The sequence below is a fragment of the Agrobacterium sp. GD03872 genome, assembly GCF_029840625.1.
Classification (GTDB): Bacteria; Pseudomonadota; Alphaproteobacteria; order Rhizobiales; family Rhizobiaceae; genus Agrobacterium; species Agrobacterium fabrum_A.
Genome location: NZ_JAOCCY010000002.1, coordinates 483068 through 499893, shown reverse-complemented (window position 1 = coordinate 499893; position 16826 = coordinate 483068). Strand labels below are relative to the sequence as shown.

At 59.4% G+C, this 16826-nt stretch carries 13 protein-coding genes and 1 tRNA gene; 7 read left to right on the top strand and 7 right to left on the bottom strand.

The annotated features are described in order from the left end of the window. Nucleotides 1–6 precede the first annotated feature (6 nt). On the bottom strand, nt 7–1152 hold the full coding sequence (locus N5D22_RS06400) for a hypothetical protein (RefSeq protein ID WP_279654853.1): 1146 nt from the start codon (nt 1150–1152) through the stop codon (nt 7–9). Nucleotides 1153–1406: 254 nt separating this feature from the next. On the opposite strand from N5D22_RS06400, the gene N5D22_RS06395 reads away from it, so the two are divergent. The 4 genes from N5D22_RS06395 to N5D22_RS06380 all read left to right on the top strand — a co-directional run bounded on the left by N5D22_RS06395 (nt 1407) and on the right by N5D22_RS06380 (nt 4077). Continuing rightward, complete coding sequence (locus N5D22_RS06395; RefSeq protein ID WP_279654852.1) at nt 1407–2369, top strand: nitronate monooxygenase family protein; 963 nt, start codon at nt 1407–1409, stop codon at nt 2367–2369. A gap of 136 nt (nt 2370–2505) precedes the next feature. After that, nucleotides 2506–2581: transfer RNA gene (locus N5D22_RS06390), tRNA-Thr, on the top strand. A gap of 775 nt (nt 2582–3356) precedes the next feature. After that, nucleotides 3357–3515, top strand: coding sequence for a YqaE/Pmp3 family membrane protein (locus tag N5D22_RS06385; protein ID WP_279654851.1), 159 nt, complete (start codon nt 3357–3359; stop codon nt 3513–3515). A 319-nt stretch (nt 3516–3834) separates the two neighbouring features. Next, nucleotides 3835–4077, top strand: a complete 243-nt coding sequence (locus N5D22_RS06380; protein ID WP_279654850.1) for a DUF982 domain-containing protein — start codon at nt 3835–3837, stop codon at nt 4075–4077. Nucleotides 4078–4171: 94 nt separating this feature from the next. On the opposite strand, the gene N5D22_RS06375 is transcribed toward N5D22_RS06380, so the two are convergent. The 6 genes from N5D22_RS06375 to N5D22_RS06350 form a co-directional block, all read right to left on the bottom strand. Then, on the bottom strand, nt 4172–4564 hold the full coding sequence (locus N5D22_RS06375; protein WP_279654849.1) for a PRC-barrel domain-containing protein: 393 nt from the start codon (nt 4562–4564) through the stop codon (nt 4172–4174). A gap of 129 nt (nt 4565–4693) precedes the next feature. Then, complete coding sequence (locus N5D22_RS06370; protein WP_279654848.1) at nt 4694–5575, bottom strand: AraC family transcriptional regulator; 882 nt, start codon at nt 5573–5575, stop codon at nt 4694–4696. A gap of 109 nt (nt 5576–5684) precedes the next feature. Then, complete coding sequence (locus tag N5D22_RS06365; protein ID WP_279654847.1) at nt 5685–7874, bottom strand: TonB-dependent siderophore receptor; 2190 nt, start codon at nt 7872–7874, stop codon at nt 5685–5687. Between the two features lie 177 nt (nt 7875–8051). After that, a complete protein-coding gene (locus N5D22_RS06360) occupies nt 8052–9728 on the bottom strand; it encodes an iron ABC transporter permease (RefSeq protein WP_279654846.1) in 1677 nt (558 codons plus the stop codon). Between the two features lie 72 nt (nt 9729–9800). After that, entirely contained in the window at nt 9801–10817 is a 1017-nt protein-coding gene (locus tag N5D22_RS06355; RefSeq protein ID WP_279654845.1) for an extracellular solute-binding protein, read from the bottom strand. A 155-nt stretch (nt 10818–10972) separates the two neighbouring features. After that, a complete protein-coding gene (locus tag N5D22_RS06350; RefSeq protein ID WP_279654844.1) occupies nt 10973–12022 on the bottom strand; it encodes an ABC transporter ATP-binding protein in 1050 nt (349 codons plus the stop codon). A 359-nt stretch (nt 12023–12381) separates the two neighbouring features. Here N5D22_RS06350 and N5D22_RS06345 point away from each other — a divergent pair, with 359 nt between their 5' ends. The 3 genes from N5D22_RS06345 to N5D22_RS06335 all read left to right on the top strand — a co-directional run bounded on the left by N5D22_RS06345 (nt 12382) and on the right by N5D22_RS06335 (nt 16818). Then, complete coding sequence (locus tag N5D22_RS06345; protein ID WP_279654843.1) at nt 12382–14094, top strand: long-chain fatty acid--CoA ligase; 1713 nt, start codon at nt 12382–12384, stop codon at nt 14092–14094. Nucleotides 14095–14233: 139 nt separating this feature from the next. Then, nucleotides 14234–15859, top strand: a complete 1626-nt coding sequence (gene pgi, locus N5D22_RS06340) for a glucose-6-phosphate isomerase (RefSeq protein ID WP_279654842.1) — start codon at nt 14234–14236, stop codon at nt 15857–15859. A gap of 89 nt (nt 15860–15948) precedes the next feature. Further along, nucleotides 15949–16818, top strand: a complete 870-nt coding sequence (locus N5D22_RS06335; RefSeq protein WP_279654841.1) for an ornithine carbamoyltransferase — start codon at nt 15949–15951, stop codon at nt 16816–16818. The last annotated feature ends 8 nt before the right edge of the window (nt 16819–16826 follow it).

Sequence of the window (16826 nt, the reverse complement as noted above, 5' to 3'; positions counted from 1 at the left end):
TTTTCCTTATTGGCCCGGCAGAATGCGGACGGAATAAAGATTGACCGGCCGGCCGCTGCCGTCGATATCGCTGTTGATGAAGATCCTGCCCGGCGCGTTGGGGGCGAGCGACCGCTCGAAGGTCGTATTCAGCAGCATGTCGGCACGCTCGGCCGTGGCGGTGAAGCGGTGACGGGAGCAATCGCCCAATGTTGCGAAATCGCAGGCGACGGAAACCTGCGTCTGTCGGTCGCTGGAAGATTGCAGCGTGATCGAAATGGTGGACGACTTGCCCGCCATGTCCCGCATGACCTCTACCGGAACCTCGACGCTGACGGCGCCATCCTGCGCCACGCTTCTCGAGGTTATCTTTATAGCCTTGCCGGCGGGTGTGGCGATGTTTTCGACATTGGCGCGCGGGCCGGCGGAAACACCGGAATTGCCACGCTCGGCATTGAAGACCTCAACCCAGTCATCGGAAAAACCGCGGCCGGCCGAAAGGCTCGGCGCGGGCTCCGCGCCGTTGAAATCCTCCGCCTGCACCTGCGCCGGGGGATTGGGCACGCTGGTGTCGCGCTGCGCGGGCGACAGGAGGAGGCCGGAGGAATAGACCCACCAGGCGCCGAAACCGATAAAGGCCAGAAGTGTCACATAGATGAAAAGCCGGGCAAAAAGCCCGCGCCGCTTGCGGCGGCCAACCGCGCCTTCCGGACGGAAAGCAAGCGACGCATCAGCCGCACTGGAGCCGCGCCTGGGCGGCTTTCCGCCGCGCCGCCCGGCATTCAGCGGCTCTGATGCAACGGCAGCGCCGGGGCGTATGTCGCGCGTTTCCCCGCGCAGTTCCGGCTCGACGGCCATATTGTCCTGATGGGGCGGCTGCGAAACAGGATCAACCGAGTGATCGTTCCGTCCCGGAACTTCCGGCGCAGGCGGACGCAATTGCTGTTCCACCCTGTCCAGAAGACGGTTGCGCTCTTCATTTTCGATGAGGTGGATCAGGCTTTCGAGCCGCTGCCGCTGCTGGGCGACAACCTGCGGATCATCTATGCCCTGCTTGCGCAGCCCCGCTTCCAGTGCCTGACGGGAGGATTGGTAAATCCGTGCACGAACTTCGGCGTTCGATCTGTCCGATTTTTCCAGAGCATTTCTGATTGCCGTTTCCAGTCCGCTCACGACCGATCCTTGTCCTGTTGCGCTTTGCAAAAATATGCGGCGCTGCGCCATATCTTCACGATTCGGTAACGGCTATGCCGCCCCTCCGCAAGCATCGTTTGTGATAAAGACCGGATTGCCTTGGGGAAAATCAATCCATTGTGGCGCTACGAACGCAGATTCGAGAGGCGAATGCCACGCTGTTTTCGCTTCCAATCTGCTTCTGAACGCGATATTGACTTACGTGCGCGTAAACGTAATTCGTGGGAGGAGACATGCTGCCGTCCGTGCTGAAAGACAATCTGCGTCTTCCGGTCATAGCATCACCGCTATTCATTATTTCACATCCGCAACTGACACTGGCGCAGTGCAAGGCAGGCGTCATCGGTGCTTTCCCGGCACTGAATGCACGGCCTGAAAGCCAGCTCGACGAGTGGCTGGCGATGATTACCGAAGAGCTTGCCGCACACAACCGGGCCAACCCCGAGCGCCCGGCCGCACCCTTTGCGGTCAACCAGATCGTGCATATGTCCAACCGGCGGCTGGAACACGATCTCGGCCTCTGCGTGAAATACAAGGTGCCGGTGGTGATTTCCTCGCTTGGCGCGGTGCCGGAGGTCAATGCGGCCGTGCATTCCTATGGCGGCATCGTGCTGCATGACGTCATCAACGATCGCCATGCCCGCTCAGCCATTCGCAAGGGCGCGGATGGGCTGATTGCGGTGGCGGCCGGTGCGGGCGGACATGCGGGCACGCTTTCGCCCTTCGCCCTCGTTCAGGAAATCCGCGAATGGTTCGACGGCCCGCTGCTTCTGGCCGGCGCCATCGCCAATGGCGGCTCCATCCTCGCGGCGCAGGCCATGGGCGCTGACATGGCCTATATCGGCTCTCCCTTCATCGCCACCGAAGAGGCACGCGCCTCCGGAGGCTACAAACAGGCGATCGTCGACGCGCAGGCCAAGGACATCGTTTATTCGAATTATTTCACCGGCGTACACGGCAACTACCTGAAAAGCTCGATCACCGCCTCCGGTTTGGACCCTGACAATCTGCCAGAGGCCGATCCTTCGAAAATGGATTTCGAAACGGCCACCGGCGGCGCCAAGGCCTGGAAGGACATCTGGGGCGCGGGGCAAGGCATCGGCGCCGTCAAGGCGGTGGAACCGGTGGCATCGCTCGTCGATCGGCTGGCAAGCGAATATGAAGCGGCCAGAACGCGCATCTGCGACAAAGGCTGAAGTCACGGGTAAACAGTGGACAGGCAAAGCTTTTTACGGAAATTTCAAAACCAGCACATTCAAGGCTTGAAATCCGTCGGCATTGCCTGTATCAGCCCGCCATGAAGCTGATCCGCAGCAAACGGATCACAATCGGGCCGCTTTAGCTCAGTTGGTAGAGCACGTCATTCGTAATGACGGGGTCACGTGTTCGAGTCACGTAAGCGGCACCATTTTTCCCAAATCCCAATGACTTCAAGATTTCCAATCATTGCCTTGGGCAGCCTTGCCGCGAGCTGCGCAACACGGAGCGTAGCCGCAACATGATGGCTCTCGACATGACATCGCCATCTTGCCGCTGAATTGAACCGCCGCTTGCCTGTTCAGGTCCGGTTAAGAGCGCTTGCGTCAGGATATTCACCAATGGAACCGCGGACTTCGCCACGCGTTTTTAGTCGGTTATTGGGAGCAGAAATCATGAAACTATTGAGCACAGCAATTTGTCTGGTGTCGCTGGGCGTTCTGACCGGATGCGTCGATGATCCCGGCTATCGCGGCGGGGGCTACTATACGAGCGGTGTCTACTATCGATCCTATGACCGTGACCGCTACTACCGGGATTACGACCGCCGTCACTGGGGAGAACGAAGAGAGTGGCGGGATCGACGTGACAGGGACAGGGGCCCGGACCGGAGCGCAAACGAATGGCGCGATCGGCCACAGCCCCGGACGGAGCCTAGCAGCGGAGGTCGCCGCGATGTACGCAACGCACCGGTCATATTGCCCAATGGTCGGGCAATTTATCCGGACTGATCAAGGCGATCGGCTATCTCAGCCTCATTACAGACTTTGATAGTCCGTGTTGTCCCTTTGTATTGTCAAAGCGGCGGTGGAAGGTCAGAAGATACTCTAGGCTTCCACCAATTCCTCGATAATCAAAACTTTTGAAACCAAACCGCCCGCAACACGTTCTCCGGCAGTTCATAAACAACCGGAGAGCCCCTCATCGTGGACGTCATTCGTATTCTCATCGCCATCATCCTCCCGCCCGTCGGCGTGTTTCTTCAGGTCGGGCTCGGCCTGCAATTCTGGCTTAACATTCTCCTGACGCTGTGCGGCTATGTTCCCGGCATTATTCACGCCATCTGGGTGATTCTGCGGAAGTAACATCCGCGTCCTGTCCGGCGATGGGATGCCTGCAACATTTTAGTACGTGATTAAATTCTCATCGGATGCTGGAACCTCGCCCTCCTCCTCACGTTATGGTGATGACACCAGCCAAGGAGAAAATCATGAACCAGATCATCTACATCGTCGGACTCGTCGTCATCGTTCTGGCGATCCTGTCGTTTTTCGGCTTCCGCTGATCACCGTTGTCAATTCGATCACTTGCGCATATCCTAATGGGTAGCGACACACGACTGCGTTGATGGGTTGCTTCGCTGTCGGGTGTGTTTCGGGATCGCGTTGCTCTGGGAGGTGCACGATGAAGAACGAGAAATGGACAGAACCTGTCGAAGTCAATCTTGAGGCGAATGGCAAGAGCGTTATCGTCGGCCCCTCCGAAGCCTTGGCATTATTGACCGAAGGCTGGCCGAAGATCGGCGGCCTGAGCTTTGTGAGAGCAAGAAGCGCCTGCCGCGCCGCCCTCGACGGGCGAAAATCGCCGGAGGAAGCGCGCAAGTGCTTTACCGATGCGGTTTCCGAGATGCAGAAAAACCCGCATTGATCTTTTAGAACGAAAACGGCTCCTGAAAGGGAGCCGTTCCTTTATATGCGGCGCTTCCGGGCATCAAGCGGCCGGGCGCACCCTTCTGACGGCCTTACATCCAATATGGCGCAACGCCGTAATAGTCGTAGACCTTCCGGTCCTTGGCGTAGAGCAGATCGTCATCATCAAGGTTGGTGAAGTGCGGCGCGTTTTCGATCTGCTCCTTGGTAAGATCGATACGGTAACCATCGAGCTCTTCGTCATAGTGCAGCTTTTCCCATGGCAGCGGATAATAGTCGTCGCCAATCCCGAGGAAGCCGCCGAAGCTCAACACCGCATAAGCCACGCGGCCGCCGCGTTTTTCCAGAATGATGCGCTGGATCGAACCGATATGCTTGCTGTCAGCGCCATAAACGCGAGTGCCTTCCACCTTGTCACTGGCGATCAGGCTCGGCGTATCCTTGACATAGGGGTCCTGTCCGGTGCGGGTTTCCTGATGCATCATATGCCTTTCCTCCTTGATTTTCCTCGTTGATGTCACGTTCCGTAAACCCCGGCACGGACAATTCGTTCCGCGGCGTTTCAGGCGCTGCGGCGAGTATTTTTTTGAAGGAACATGGAACCCGAAAGTCGCCTATTGGCGGATTTTCTGCCAGACCGAGGGAGAAACGCCGACCATCTTGCGGAAGACACGGGAGAAATGCGCCTGATCGGAAAAACCGGCGGCGATGGCGATATCGGTCAGCGCCATGTCGGGCCGCATCATCAGTTCCTTGACGCGATCGATGCGGGCCTGCATCTGCCATTGATGCGGCGGCACGCCGGTGGAGGCCTTGAAGGCATGGCTGAAATGGGATTGCGACAGGTTGGTGAGTTCCGCCAGTTCCTCCAGCCGGATCGACCGCAGGCAATGTTCGCGGATATAGTCGGTTGCCGCCCTCAACTGCCAGGCGGCAAGCTTGCTGCGTTTCCTGACCGGCTCCCGCTTCACCTTGAGGAAGTCCGTCAGCAGCGCCAGCACGAGGCTTTCGCCATAGAGGTCGTGCAGCGGATCGGGATTATCGCATTCGGCCGCAATCAGCCGCGCCAGCGCCAGCAGGCGCTCATCCTCGAACATCAGGTGCGGATCGAGCAGACCATGCGGATCGAAGCCCTGCACCAGCCGGGCACCCAGCAATCCGGCATCGAAATGCAGGTCGAGATGGCGCACGAAGGAAACGTTGCTGAGTTCGGCATGCACATCCAGATCGGCGGGCACGAAGGAAATGCGATTCGCCCTGGATGAACCGTAATTGTCGCGGCGGCAGCGGTTCATCATGAACCGGCCGTCATCCGTCCCGTCCATATCCAGCAGGAAAACGAAACGCGGATCCTTGCCGACATAACGGCCGCCCGCCTTCGGGGCGCAACGCACATCCCAGAGATCGGCGACGATGCCGTTCCAGACCCGCGAGCGCGGGCCGCCGATGACGGCAAAGCCCTCAATCTCATTTTCCATCCGCACGCGGAAAGCCATGGCCTCTCGATCCCGCAGGGCGCCATGGCGCCACTATAAACATGATAAATCTATTCATGTTTATAGTGGCAAACTATATTTCCCGCAACTGCCGGCCTTTGGCCAAGCCTCACCACTTCTTGGAAAGCTTGAAGGTGATGGTGCGGCTGTCACCCCAGCCGCAGACGGAAACGCCGGCGCAGCTCTTCACATATTCCTTGTCGAAGACATTGGCGACGTTGATCGATGCGGTCCAGTCGTTCTTCTCGTAGCGGATTGCGGCATCGAAGACGGCGGCATCCGGCACGCGCAGCGTATTTGCGGCATCGGCCCAGGATTTGCCCTGATACCGCACGCCGCCGCCGAGGCTGAGGCCTTCCAGCGCATCGGTGGTAAAGGCGTAATCCAGCCACAGCGAGGCGGTGTGGGCGGGCACGATCCATGGCGATTTGCCGATCAGGTCGGGGTTGGCATCGCGGGTAATCTCGAGATCGGTATAGGAATAGGAAGCAAGCGCCTTCCAGTTGTCGGTGAGATTGGCCTTGGCCTCCAGCTCGAAGCCGGTGGATTCCACCTGCCCGAACTGGCCGCTCGTGGTCACGCCGCCCGCCGTATAGGACACGATGGCATTGTCCTTGACCAGCTTGAAGACGGAGGCCGTGATGCTGCCGTCGAAGAAGGTCGGCTCGTATTTGATACCGGCCTCGAACTGGTGCCCCTCCTCCGGCGAAGCGGGAGTGCCATCCGCAAGCGTATCGATGAGCGGATTGAAGAAGGTGGCCGCCGAGACATAGGGCGTCAGGCCATTGTCGAATTCATAGGCGAGACCGGCGCGGCCGCTCAGCGCATCGTCATTGGAGCGGCGGGAGAGGCCCGTCGGCAGCCTGTTGTTCAGCTCCGTATCGACATAATCGTAACGGCCGTTCAGCGTGACCAGCCAGCCATCGCCGAAACGCAGCTGGTCCTGGGCGTAGATGCCGATCTGCTGCTGGGTGACGATATTGTCGGCATAAACGAAATTCGTTCCCTGCGTCGAGCCATAGACCGGGTTAAGCGCACCGATTGCATTCGATCCGCAGCAGGCCTGCACCTGATCCAGCCGGTAATATTTATAGTCGAGACCGAAGAGCAGCGAATGATTGACCGCGCCTGTATCGAACTGGCCTTCAACGCGGTTATCGACGCCGAAACTGTCAACCTTCGACACACCGTCATAACCGAAGCGGGTCAGCATATAGTCGTTGGTGGCGGGGTCGAGGATCGGCTGGCCATTGGTGTCGGCATTGGCCCAGCCGCCCGGATAGGGCCCGGTCTCGTGCTTGTAGAGGTGGCCATAACGGGCGTTCTGGCTGATCTTCCAGCCATTGTCGAATTCATGGCTGACCTCGTAGCCGACCATCGACTGGTAGACGCGGCCATTGTCGATATCCGGCTCGCCATAAAATGCCTTGCGGTCGAGCTTGCCGAACGGCGCATCGACCACGGTGCCGACATAGGGCAGGAAGCCGTTGCCGACATGCACCTGATCGAGCGCCGAGAAATAGCCGTAGAGCGTCGCACTTGTCTGTGCATCCGGCTCGAAGGTGATCTGCGGCATGATGAAGCCGCGAAGATCCTCGGAATAATCGGTGTAATTGTCGCCGCCGGAGACCTTGCCGGTGACGCGGTACTTCCACACGCCTTCACCATCGACCTTGTCGCCGAGATCGAAGCCGAAAAAGGCATTGCCGAAATTATTGATGCCAATTTCCGTTTCGCGCACCGGCTCATCCTGCGTGCGCTTGCGGACCATCTGTACGATGCCGCCGGGATTGGCGCCGCCGTAAAGCACCGAGGCCGGACCTTTCAGAATTTCCACACGCTCCAGACCATAGGCATCCATCTGGAAGCCGCCGAAACCGTAGCTGAACAGGTTCAAACCATCCAGAAACACGCCGGTCTGGGTGGCCTGAAAGCCGCGAATGTAAAACCAGTCCGTATCCGGGTCCGTGCCGAAAGGTTCCGCCGTCACACCGGGGGTATAACGCAGCACCTCATCGATTTTGGTCACCGCGCCGCGATCATCCATTTCCTGGCGGCCGACAACCGATACGGATTGGGGAATATCCCTGGTGTCAGTATCAGTTTTCGAACCGGTCGCGCTTTTCTTCGCAGCATAGCCCCGGACCGGACCTGTCGCGTTTTCCGCGCCCTGCCCCTCGACGGTGATTTCCCGCAGAACGGTCGTTTCCTGCGCGTGACCTGCAACAGGCCCCATCAAGACAACCGCAGCCGTCCCCAAAGCCAGGCGGCTCAAAAACATCCCATGCAAATTTTTCAAGATATGCCCCGAACAGATCGCGACCGATATCCATATCCGACAGGCCGCCGCACCTCAATTAAGATGAGTGTTTACATCAAGATTAAGGCGGGATGCTTGTCGTTTTCGGGGCGGATTTGAAGCTTATTGGCTTCTCGCACAGTTTTGCGCCTCTCATTTATCAGGCGGCGCTCACTGTCAGCTTTTGCGCCGGCCGATCCTCGCAAGCTGCATGACCGGAAGCACGCCGATGACGACAATCGCCAATGCTGCGATAGACGCCTCTTCATAGGTGCCGCGCGCAGCCTCTCCATAAAGATGTGTTGCGAAAGTTTCGAAATTGAGTGGCCGCAGCAGAAGCGTGGCGGGAAGCTCCTTGACGCAATCAACGAAGATCAACAGCGCCGCCGCCGCAAGCGACGCTTTCGAAAGCGGCAGATGAATCTGGCGGAATGTCTGCGTCGCGGATCGCCCGAGCGTTCGCGAGGCATGATCGAAGGATTGCGGGATACGGCTCAGACCGGCATCGACACCGCCTGCAGCAATGGTGAGGAACCGTGCCGAATAGGCATAGATCAGCGCGGCGCCGCTGCCGATGAAAATCAGGCCGGTGGAGATGCCGAACCAGTCGCGCATGGCCTGATCGACAAATCTGTCGAAACCGCCGAGTGCGATCAGCACGCCGATGGCGATGACCGTGCCGGGGGCCGCATAGCCCACGGTGGACAGACGATAGGACCAGAGCGAAAGACGGCCCGGGGCAAGACGCATCGCGTAAGCGACGGCAAGACCGAGGATCAGGGTGATCACCGTCGCCAGCCCGGCAAAGACGATGGTGTTCAAGGCCTCATCGGCAAAGCGGGCAGAGAGGCCGCTGAAACGGAACCGTTTCCATGCCTCGATGACGAGATAGCTCGCCGGCGCCACAAAACCGATCAGGACCGGCAGGCTGCCGAGCGCGAAGGCAAACCAGCCCTTGAGACCGGTGAGCCGCTGCGGCTCCAGTTCCCTGCTTTTTTGAGCTGAAACCGCATAACGCTGCTTGCGCCGCGCCCAGCGCTCGAGCGCCACGAGGGCGACAACGATGAACAGCATGGAAAGCGCGATCTGCGCCGCACCAGGCAGATCGGATTTCGTGACCCAGGTGGTGTAGACGGAAACGGTGAGCGTGCGGACGCCGAGAAATTCCGATGCGCCTATATCGTTCAGCGCTTCCATCAGGGCAAGGCTGATGCCGACCGCAATCGCCGGGCGCGCGAGCGGCACTGCGACCTTGAAGAATGCCGCGCGCCGGGAAACGCCGAGCGTGCGGGCGACCTCCAGCAGGTTGCCCGCCTGCGTCAGAAACATGGCGCGCACGGGAATATAGACATAGGGAAACAGCACGAAACCGAGAAGGACGATGCAGCCTGTCATGGACCTTATGTCCGGCAGGCGGAATTCGCGCGGGCTGGAATAGCCAAGCAGCCAGCGGATCGCGCCCTGCACCGGCCCGATGGGATGCAGGATATCCAGATAGGCATAGGCAACGATATAGGTGGGCATGGCCAGCGGCAGCAGCAGCGCCCATTCCAACAGTCTTCGCCCGGGAAAATCATAGGCGGTGACCAGCCAGGCGGCATAGGTTCCGACGACACCGGCCAGCAGCCCGACACCGGCGAGGAGGATTGCCGTATCCGGCAGCGCCGTCAAAAGAACGGTCGAGCCGAGATGCGCCCACAGACCTTCGGAACCCTGCAAGGCCTGCGAGACAAGCGCCAGAACCGGCACCATGGAGCCGCAGACCGCCAGCACCGAGAGGCACAACCACCAGAAGGAGGATGAAAACCTGGTGCGCGCACGTGGTGTCAATGGCTGGATGGCGTCTGGGTTCATGTGCTTTTAGAAAATACGCGGAAAGGCGCCCGCGGGTGCGAACGCCTTCCACCTTGTTGTCGTTGACTGGCCTTACTTGTCGAAACCGACCTTGTCGACCAGTTCGCTCGCCTGCTTGCGATGCGAAACGATTTCCGTGAGCGGCTTGTTGTCGATCTTCAGGTCACCGAAGGAAGCGACGATCTCGTTGAGAGCCGCGCCCTGCTTGACCGGATATTCGTAGTTGGCTTCGGCATAGATCTTCTGGGCTTCGTCCGAGACGAGATATTCCAGCAGCTTGACGGCTTCCGCCTTGTTCGGTGCATTCTTGGCCACGGCCGCACCGGTGATATTGACCTGCGTGCCGCCGTTCTTGAAGGTCGGCAGAACCACCTTGATGGCGTCGCCCCACTTCACCTGCTCCTCGCCGCCCTTGCCCGAGCGCATCAGGCCGACATAATAGGAGTTGGCGATGCCGATATCGCAAATGCCGCCGAGGATATCCTTGGCAACGTCACGGTCGCCGCCGCCTGCCTTGCGGGCGAGGTTTTCCTTGACGCCGGCAAGCCACTTCTCGGTGCCTTCAGCGCCGTAATGGGCGATGTAGTCGGCAAACAGCGCCGTGTTATAGGGGTGCTGGCCGGCGCGAATGCAGACCTTGCCCTTCCACTTGGCATCCGCCAGGTCTTCATAGTTGAAGGAAGCGAGATCGAGGTCTTTCGCCGCATAGAGAACGCGGGCGCGCATGGAGAGCGCGAACCAATGGCCCTTGGCGTCGCGAAGTTCAGCGGGAACAGCCTTCGTCAGGGTTTCGGATTCAACTGCCTGGGTGACGCCCTTTTCAGCGAGATCGACGAGGTTGCCGGCATCCACCGTCATCAGAACGTCGGCAGGCGAGCTCGCGCCCTCGCTCAGAACGCGCTCGGCAAGACCGTCCTTCAGGAACACGGTGTTGACCTTGACGCCGCTCGATGCGGTGAAGGATTCCAGAAGCGGCTGGATCAGGCCCGGTTCGCGGGTGGTGTAGATGTTGAGTTCCGCAGCGCCGGCCGTTCCGGCCGCAAAGGCAACCGTGCTGGCAAGCAGGGTAAATCTCGTAAATTTCATCATGTTCTGTCTCCCTCTCCGATAGCGGCAATATAGGGGGAGCAAACATCATACATGACGGCTCAAATCAAGTTTTATTTCTCTATAATTCGGGCGATTTTAATCACCAAGAGTTGAAAATGGCGCGGGAATAAATAAGCAAATCCGCTCATTCAACTTCAGGTAAATATAAGCACGCCCTTGGGATCGATACCGAAGCGCACCGTCTTGGTGCGGGCGGGTGTGCGCTGCATCGTCCTGACGCGCAGATCGGCCGGCAGTCCGGGCACGGCTATGCCAAGCTGCTCGATCTCTCCGAGGAAGACACGGCTCGATATTTCGCCGGCAATCCCCTCTTTCGCGGCGTTGTCCTCGATGATCGAAATCGCATTGGGGCGAACATAGGCAATGGCGGCGAGACCATCAGGCAGATCGGACGCATCGCCGAGAGGCCCGAGCGGCGTTTCGACGCGACCCTGCCTTACCCGGCCTTCGATCTTGTTGAAGGCGCAGAAAAAATCGGCGGCATAGCGGGTTTTGGGATTGTCGTGGATTTCATAACCCGTGCCGCTCTGCACGATGCGCCCGCTCTGCATCAGAACCACACGGTCGCCTGCGGAAAGCGCCTCTTCCGGATCATGGGTGACCATGATCGCCGTGGTGCCCAGTTGCCGCAACAGGCCGAGCGTCTCCTCGCGCACATTGTCGCGCAACCCCCTGTCCAGATTGGAAAAGGGCTCGTCCATCAACAACAGGCCGGGCTGCGGGGCAAGCGCGCGGGCAAGCGCCACGCGCTGCTGCTCGCCGCCCGAAAGCGTATGCGGATAACGTTTCGCCAGTTCCTGCAGGTGCACATGTTCGATCATTTCGGCAGCGCGGCTGCGGGCCTCCGCCTTCGGCAGAGACCGGAGACCGAACATGACATTCTGCTCGACGGTCAGATGCGGAAACAGCGCGTAATCCTGAAAGACAAAACCGATATTGCGCTTTTCCGGCTCGACGAAAACATTGGAACCGGCAACGACAGCGCCATTCAGCGAAACGCTGCCGTGGTCCGGCGTCTCCACGCCCGCCACGATGCGCAGCAGGGTCGACTTTCCACAGCCGGAGCGTCCCACCAGACAAATGATTTCGCCGCGTTCGACGGAAAGATCGATATCGGACAGTACATCCGTATCGGCGAATCTTTTCCCGACCGATTTCAGTTCCAGCGCTGCCCTGCCTGCCATTTCCAATCCTGCCCTGCTTTGCGAATTATGTTGATCGCTCAAATCAGGATTAAAGTCAAAAAAGCCGGGAAAAATGCATTTCCCTTCACGAGTCGGCGAGATGTGCGGCAGCAATATTGACGTTTACGTTAGAGTTAAATAGGTTTTGCTGACGAGATGGACGTCAAGGGATTACGCGTCTATCATTCGTCACCGGGGAGCAAGAGGAGCGGTCGATCCGGTGACGCCACATGTGGTTCCCTCAACCCGGCCGATCGGGCCGGTCGATTGCGGGAGCCTCGTGACCAACAGGCAGCCGAAAGCGCCCTTCACGCACTCCAAGGAATGCGCGGCGCGACACAGACTCTGGGAGGAGAAGCATGAGTGAACTGTCCCTGGGACACCCGGAAAATGCCAGCGCGGAAAAGCGCTGGCTGGCATCCTATCCGCCGGGCGTACCTTCCGAAATTCCCGCATCCGCCCATGCCTCCCTTGTCGAACTTCTCGAAAAGAGCTGTGCGCAATTTGCCGACCGCAAGGCCTTTTCCAGTATGGGAAAGTCCCTGACCTATCGGGAACTGGACGCTGAAACCCGCGCCGTGGCGGCCTGGCTGCAATCCCGGGGGCTGGAAAAGGGCGACCGGGTTGCCGTGATGATGCCGAACATCCTGCAAAACCCCGTCGCCGTTTACGGGATCCTGCGGGCGGGCATGGTCGTGGTCAACGTCAATCCGCTCTACACACCGCGCGAACTGGAACATCAGCTCAAGGATTCCGGCGCAAAGGCGATCTTCGTACTGGAGAACTTCGCCCATGTGGCCCAGCAGGCGGTTCCCAAAACCGCGGTGCGGCATGTGATCGTCGCCGCGATGGGCGATCTCCTCGGCCTGAAGGGACATATCGTCAATCTGGTGGTCCGCAAGGTCAAGAAACTGGTGCCTGCCTATGCCATTCCCGGCTCGATCAGCTTCAAGGCCATGCTGAAGGAAGGCCAGGGATTTTCCCTGAAACCGGCGAGCCTCACGGCGCAGGATATCGCCTTCCTGCAATATACCGGCGGCACCACGGGCGTATCCAAGGGCGCGGTTCTCACCCATGCCAATCTTCTCGCCAACAAAGCCCAGATCAGCCTCTGGCTGGACGCCGCCTTCAATGGGCGAAAGGACCGTCCGGAGGTTCTCAACTTCATCTGCGCCCTGCCGCTCTGCCACATCTTCGCGCTGACGGTGAATTCGCTGATGGGCATTGCGCTCGGCGGCCACAATCTGCTGATCGCCAATCCGCGCGATATTCCCGGCTTCGTGAAGGAGCTGGCGCATTATCAACCGCATGTTTTCCCTGGCATCAACACGCTTTTCAACGCGCTGATGAACAATGAGGATTTCCGCAAGCTCGATCTGTCGTCGCTCATTCTCGTCCTCGGCGGCGGCATGGCGGTGCAGCGGCCCGTTGCGGAACGCTGGCTTTCCATCGTCGGCTGCCCGATTGCCGAGGGTTACGGCCTCTCCGAAACATCACCCGTTGCCACCGTCAATCGTCTCGATTCAACCGAGTTCAGCGGCACCATCGGCCTGCCGGTCTCCTCCACTGAAATCGATATTCGCGATGAGGACGGCAACAGCCTGCCGACAGGCGAAGTCGGCGAGATCTGTATCCGCGGTCCGCAGGTCATGGCCGGTTATTGGCAACGGCCGGACGAAACCGCAAAAGCCATGACCGCCGACGGCTTCTTCCGTTCCGGCGACATGGGTTTCATGGATGAGCGCGGTTACACCAAGATCGTCGACCGCAAGAAGGACATGATCCTCGTTTCCGGTTTCAACGTCTATCCGAACGAAGTGGAAGAAGTGGCCGCCAGCCATCCGGGTGTCCTCGAATGCGCGGCAATCGGCGTACCGGACGAACATTCCGGCGAGACCGTCAAGCTTTTCGTCGTCAAAAAGGACCAATCGCTGACGGAAGCGGAGCTCAAGGCCTTCTGCGCCAAGAGCCTGACCAACTACAAACGGCCGAAGATCATCGAGTTCCGCACCGAGCTGCCGAAGTCGAATGTCGGCAAGATTTTGCGGCGCGAATTGCGCAATCTGAACTGATTGCGCCGGACAATGGGGAGAGCCGGGCGACCGGCTCTTTTCTTTTGTCGTGGCTCTTTTCTTTTATCAAAGTCGCCTTGATTTGGCCGCCTGAAAAAGAATAGTTTCCTCATCCTTCCAGGAAGCCGAGGAGCACGAGATGCAGGCCACCATCGAAAAACTGAAAGCAACGGCAAGCAGCACAGCCGCAACCGATCTTCGCGCCGCCTTTGCGGCCGACGACAAGAGATTCAGCCGTTTCAGCGCGCAATTCGATGACCTGCTGATGGATTACTCCAAATGCGCCGTCAACGAAGAGATTGTCGCGCTTCTCGAACAGCTCGCGCGCGAAGGCGGTGTCGAAGCCAAGCGCGAGGAGATGTTCTCCGGCAAGGCGATCAACTTCACCGAAGACCGCGCCGTGCTGCACACCGCGCTGCGCAACCGTTCCAACACGCCGGTCCTCGTCGACGGCAAGGACGTGATGCCTGACGTAAACGCCGTTCTTACCGCTATGGGCAAGTTTGCCGATGCCATCCGGTCCGGTGCGCTTAAGGGTGCGACCGGCAAGAAGATTACCGACGTCATCAATATCGGCATTGGCGGCTCCGATCTCGGCCCTGTCATGGCGACGCTGGCGCTTGCGCCTTTCCATGACGGTCCGCGCACGCATTTCGTGTCCAATATCGACGGCGCCCATATTGCCGATACGCTGAAGCTCATCGACCCCGAGACCTCGCTCTTCATCGTTGCCTCGAAGACCTTCACCACCATCGAGACGATGACGAATGCCGCGACGGCTCGCCGTTTCATCGCCGAAAAGCTGGGTGAGGCAGCCGTCAAGCATCACTTCGCCGCCGTTTCCACCGCGCTGGAAAAAGTGGCCGCCTTCGGTATCGAAAGCGACCGCATCTTCGGTTTCTGGGACTGGGTTGGCGGGCGTTATTCGATCTGGTCGGCCATCGGCCTGCCGCTGATGATCGCCATCGGTCCGGATAATTTCGGCAAGTTCCTGGATGGCGCGCATGCCATGGACAGGCATTTCCGCGAGGCGCCGATCCGCGAAAACCTGCCGATGCTGCTCGGACTCATCGGCTTTTATAATCGCAACGTGCTGAATTATCCGACCCGGGCGATCCTGCCCTATGACCAGCGGCTCTCGCGTTTCCCGGCCTATCTGCAGCAGCTTGACATGGAATCGAACGGCAAGGGTGTGACCATCGACGGCACGCCGGTCGAAGGCCAGTCCGGCCCGGTTGTCTGGGGCGAGCCCGGCACCAACGGCCAGCACGCCTTCTACCAGCTCATCCACCAGGGCACGAGCGTCATTCCGGCGGAATTCATGATCGCCGCCAACGGCTTCGAGCCGGAACTGCGCCACCAGCACCAGCTTCTCATCGCCAATTGCCTGGCGCAGTCCGAAGCGCTGATGAAGGGCCGCACGCTCGCCGAAGCGAAAGCCCAGCTCACCTCCAAGGGCATGGAAGACAAACTCGCCGATTTCATCGCGCCGCATCGCGTCTTCACCGGCAACCGCCCCTCCATCACCTTCGTCTACGACAAGCTGACGCCGTTCGCGCTCGGTCGCCTGATCGCGCTCTACGAGCACCGCGTTTTCGTCGAAGGCGTGCTGTTCCGCATCAACTCCTTCGACCAATGGGGCGTGGAGCTTGGCAAGGAACTGGCGACCGGCCTGCTTCCCGTCGTGGAAGGCAAGGAAAGTGCGGCCGGCCATGACAGCTCGACGCAGGGGCTGGTGAAGGCGCTGGCGGGACTGGCGGGGTAAACCTCACACGCCGCAATTTACGAAAGCCGGAAGGGAACTTCCGGCTTTTTTCAATAAAGCGTTGATCGAATGTCGTTTTGGAGGCGCATATGCCGCTCCGGCCAAGCAAGGATTTTCTTGAGTTTCACGATCTGCCTGCGGATGCGGTTTTCTCGATCATCGATCGCGCGGGCGCTCTGGCCGAGGACTGGTCAAAGGCTACGATGCCGCAGCTCCTCAAGGGAAAACGCGTTGGGCTGATCGTCGACGACACAGGCTGGCGTAACACCGCGGCCTTCGATCTCGGTATTCAGGCGATGGGCGGCATTTGCGTTACCGTACCGATCAGCTTTAATGGCCGCGAAGACATTGCCGATCTGGCGGGCTATCTCGACAACTGGTTCGATCTGCTGATCGTCCGCACGAAAGAACTCGCGACCCTGCGGGCGCTTGCAGCCGCGATGTGCGCGCCCGTCGTCAATGCGCGGACCAAGTCCAATCATCCATGCGAAACGCTTGGCGATTTGGCCTATGTCAAAAGCGTAAGAGGCCGGATAGACGGCCTCAAAATCGTCGGTGTGGCGCCGGATGCCAATATTTTGCGCTCATGGGTCGAAGCCTCGGTTTCCCTGCCCATTCAGGTCACGCAGGTTTACCCCGAGCAATGGCACGTCACCGACGCCGCGCTTGTCAATCCGAACTTCCGGGCAAGCGCCGACATGGCGGAAGTGCTGGATGCGGATGTGGTCATTACCGATTCCTGGCCCGCCGGCCCGGATCATCATCTGATGGATTACCGCATATCCGCATCGCTTCTCGGCAGGATGCGACCCGATGCGATCTTTTTACCCTGCCCGCCGGTCGCACGCGGTCGGGAAGTGACGGCCGAAGCCATGGCGCACCCGGCCTGCCAAAGCCGGGCAGCGAAGGCGTTTCTTCTGCATGCCCAGAATGCACTGATGGAATTTCTCCTCGCCTGAGACGCGGC

What these genes read in the sequence shown, in the direction of transcription:
- N5D22_RS06395 (WP_279654852.1), top strand. Translation starts at nt 1,407, where the DNA reads ATGCTGCCGTCCGTGCTGAAAGACAATCTGCGTCTTCCGGTCATAGCA.
- N5D22_RS06370 (WP_279654848.1), bottom strand. Translation starts at nt 5,575, where the DNA reads ATGGCTTTCCGCGTGCGGATGGAAAATGAGATTGAGGGCTTTGCCGTC.
- N5D22_RS06380 (WP_279654850.1), top strand. Translation starts at nt 3,835, where the DNA reads ATGAAGAACGAGAAATGGACAGAACCTGTCGAAGTCAATCTTGAGGCG.
- N5D22_RS06375 (WP_279654849.1), bottom strand. Translation starts at nt 4,564, where the DNA reads ATGATGCATCAGGAAACCCGCACCGGACAGGACCCCTATGTCAAGGAT.
- pgi (WP_279654842.1), top strand. Translation starts at nt 14,234, where the DNA reads ATGCAGGCCACCATCGAAAAACTGAAAGCAACGGCAAGCAGCACAGCC.
- N5D22_RS06335 (WP_279654841.1), top strand. Translation starts at nt 15,949, where the DNA reads ATGCCGCTCCGGCCAAGCAAGGATTTTCTTGAGTTTCACGATCTGCCT.
- N5D22_RS06350 (WP_279654844.1), bottom strand. Translation starts at nt 12,022, where the DNA reads ATGGCAGGCAGGGCAGCGCTGGAACTGAAATCGGTCGGGAAAAGATTC.
- N5D22_RS06345 (WP_279654843.1), top strand. Translation starts at nt 12,382, where the DNA reads ATGAGTGAACTGTCCCTGGGACACCCGGAAAATGCCAGCGCGGAAAAG.
- N5D22_RS06360 (WP_279654846.1), bottom strand. Translation starts at nt 9,728, where the DNA reads ATGAACCCAGACGCCATCCAGCCATTGACACCACGTGCGCGCACCAGG.
- N5D22_RS06355 (WP_279654845.1), bottom strand. Translation starts at nt 10,817, where the DNA reads ATGATGAAATTTACGAGATTTACCCTGCTTGCCAGCACGGTTGCCTTT.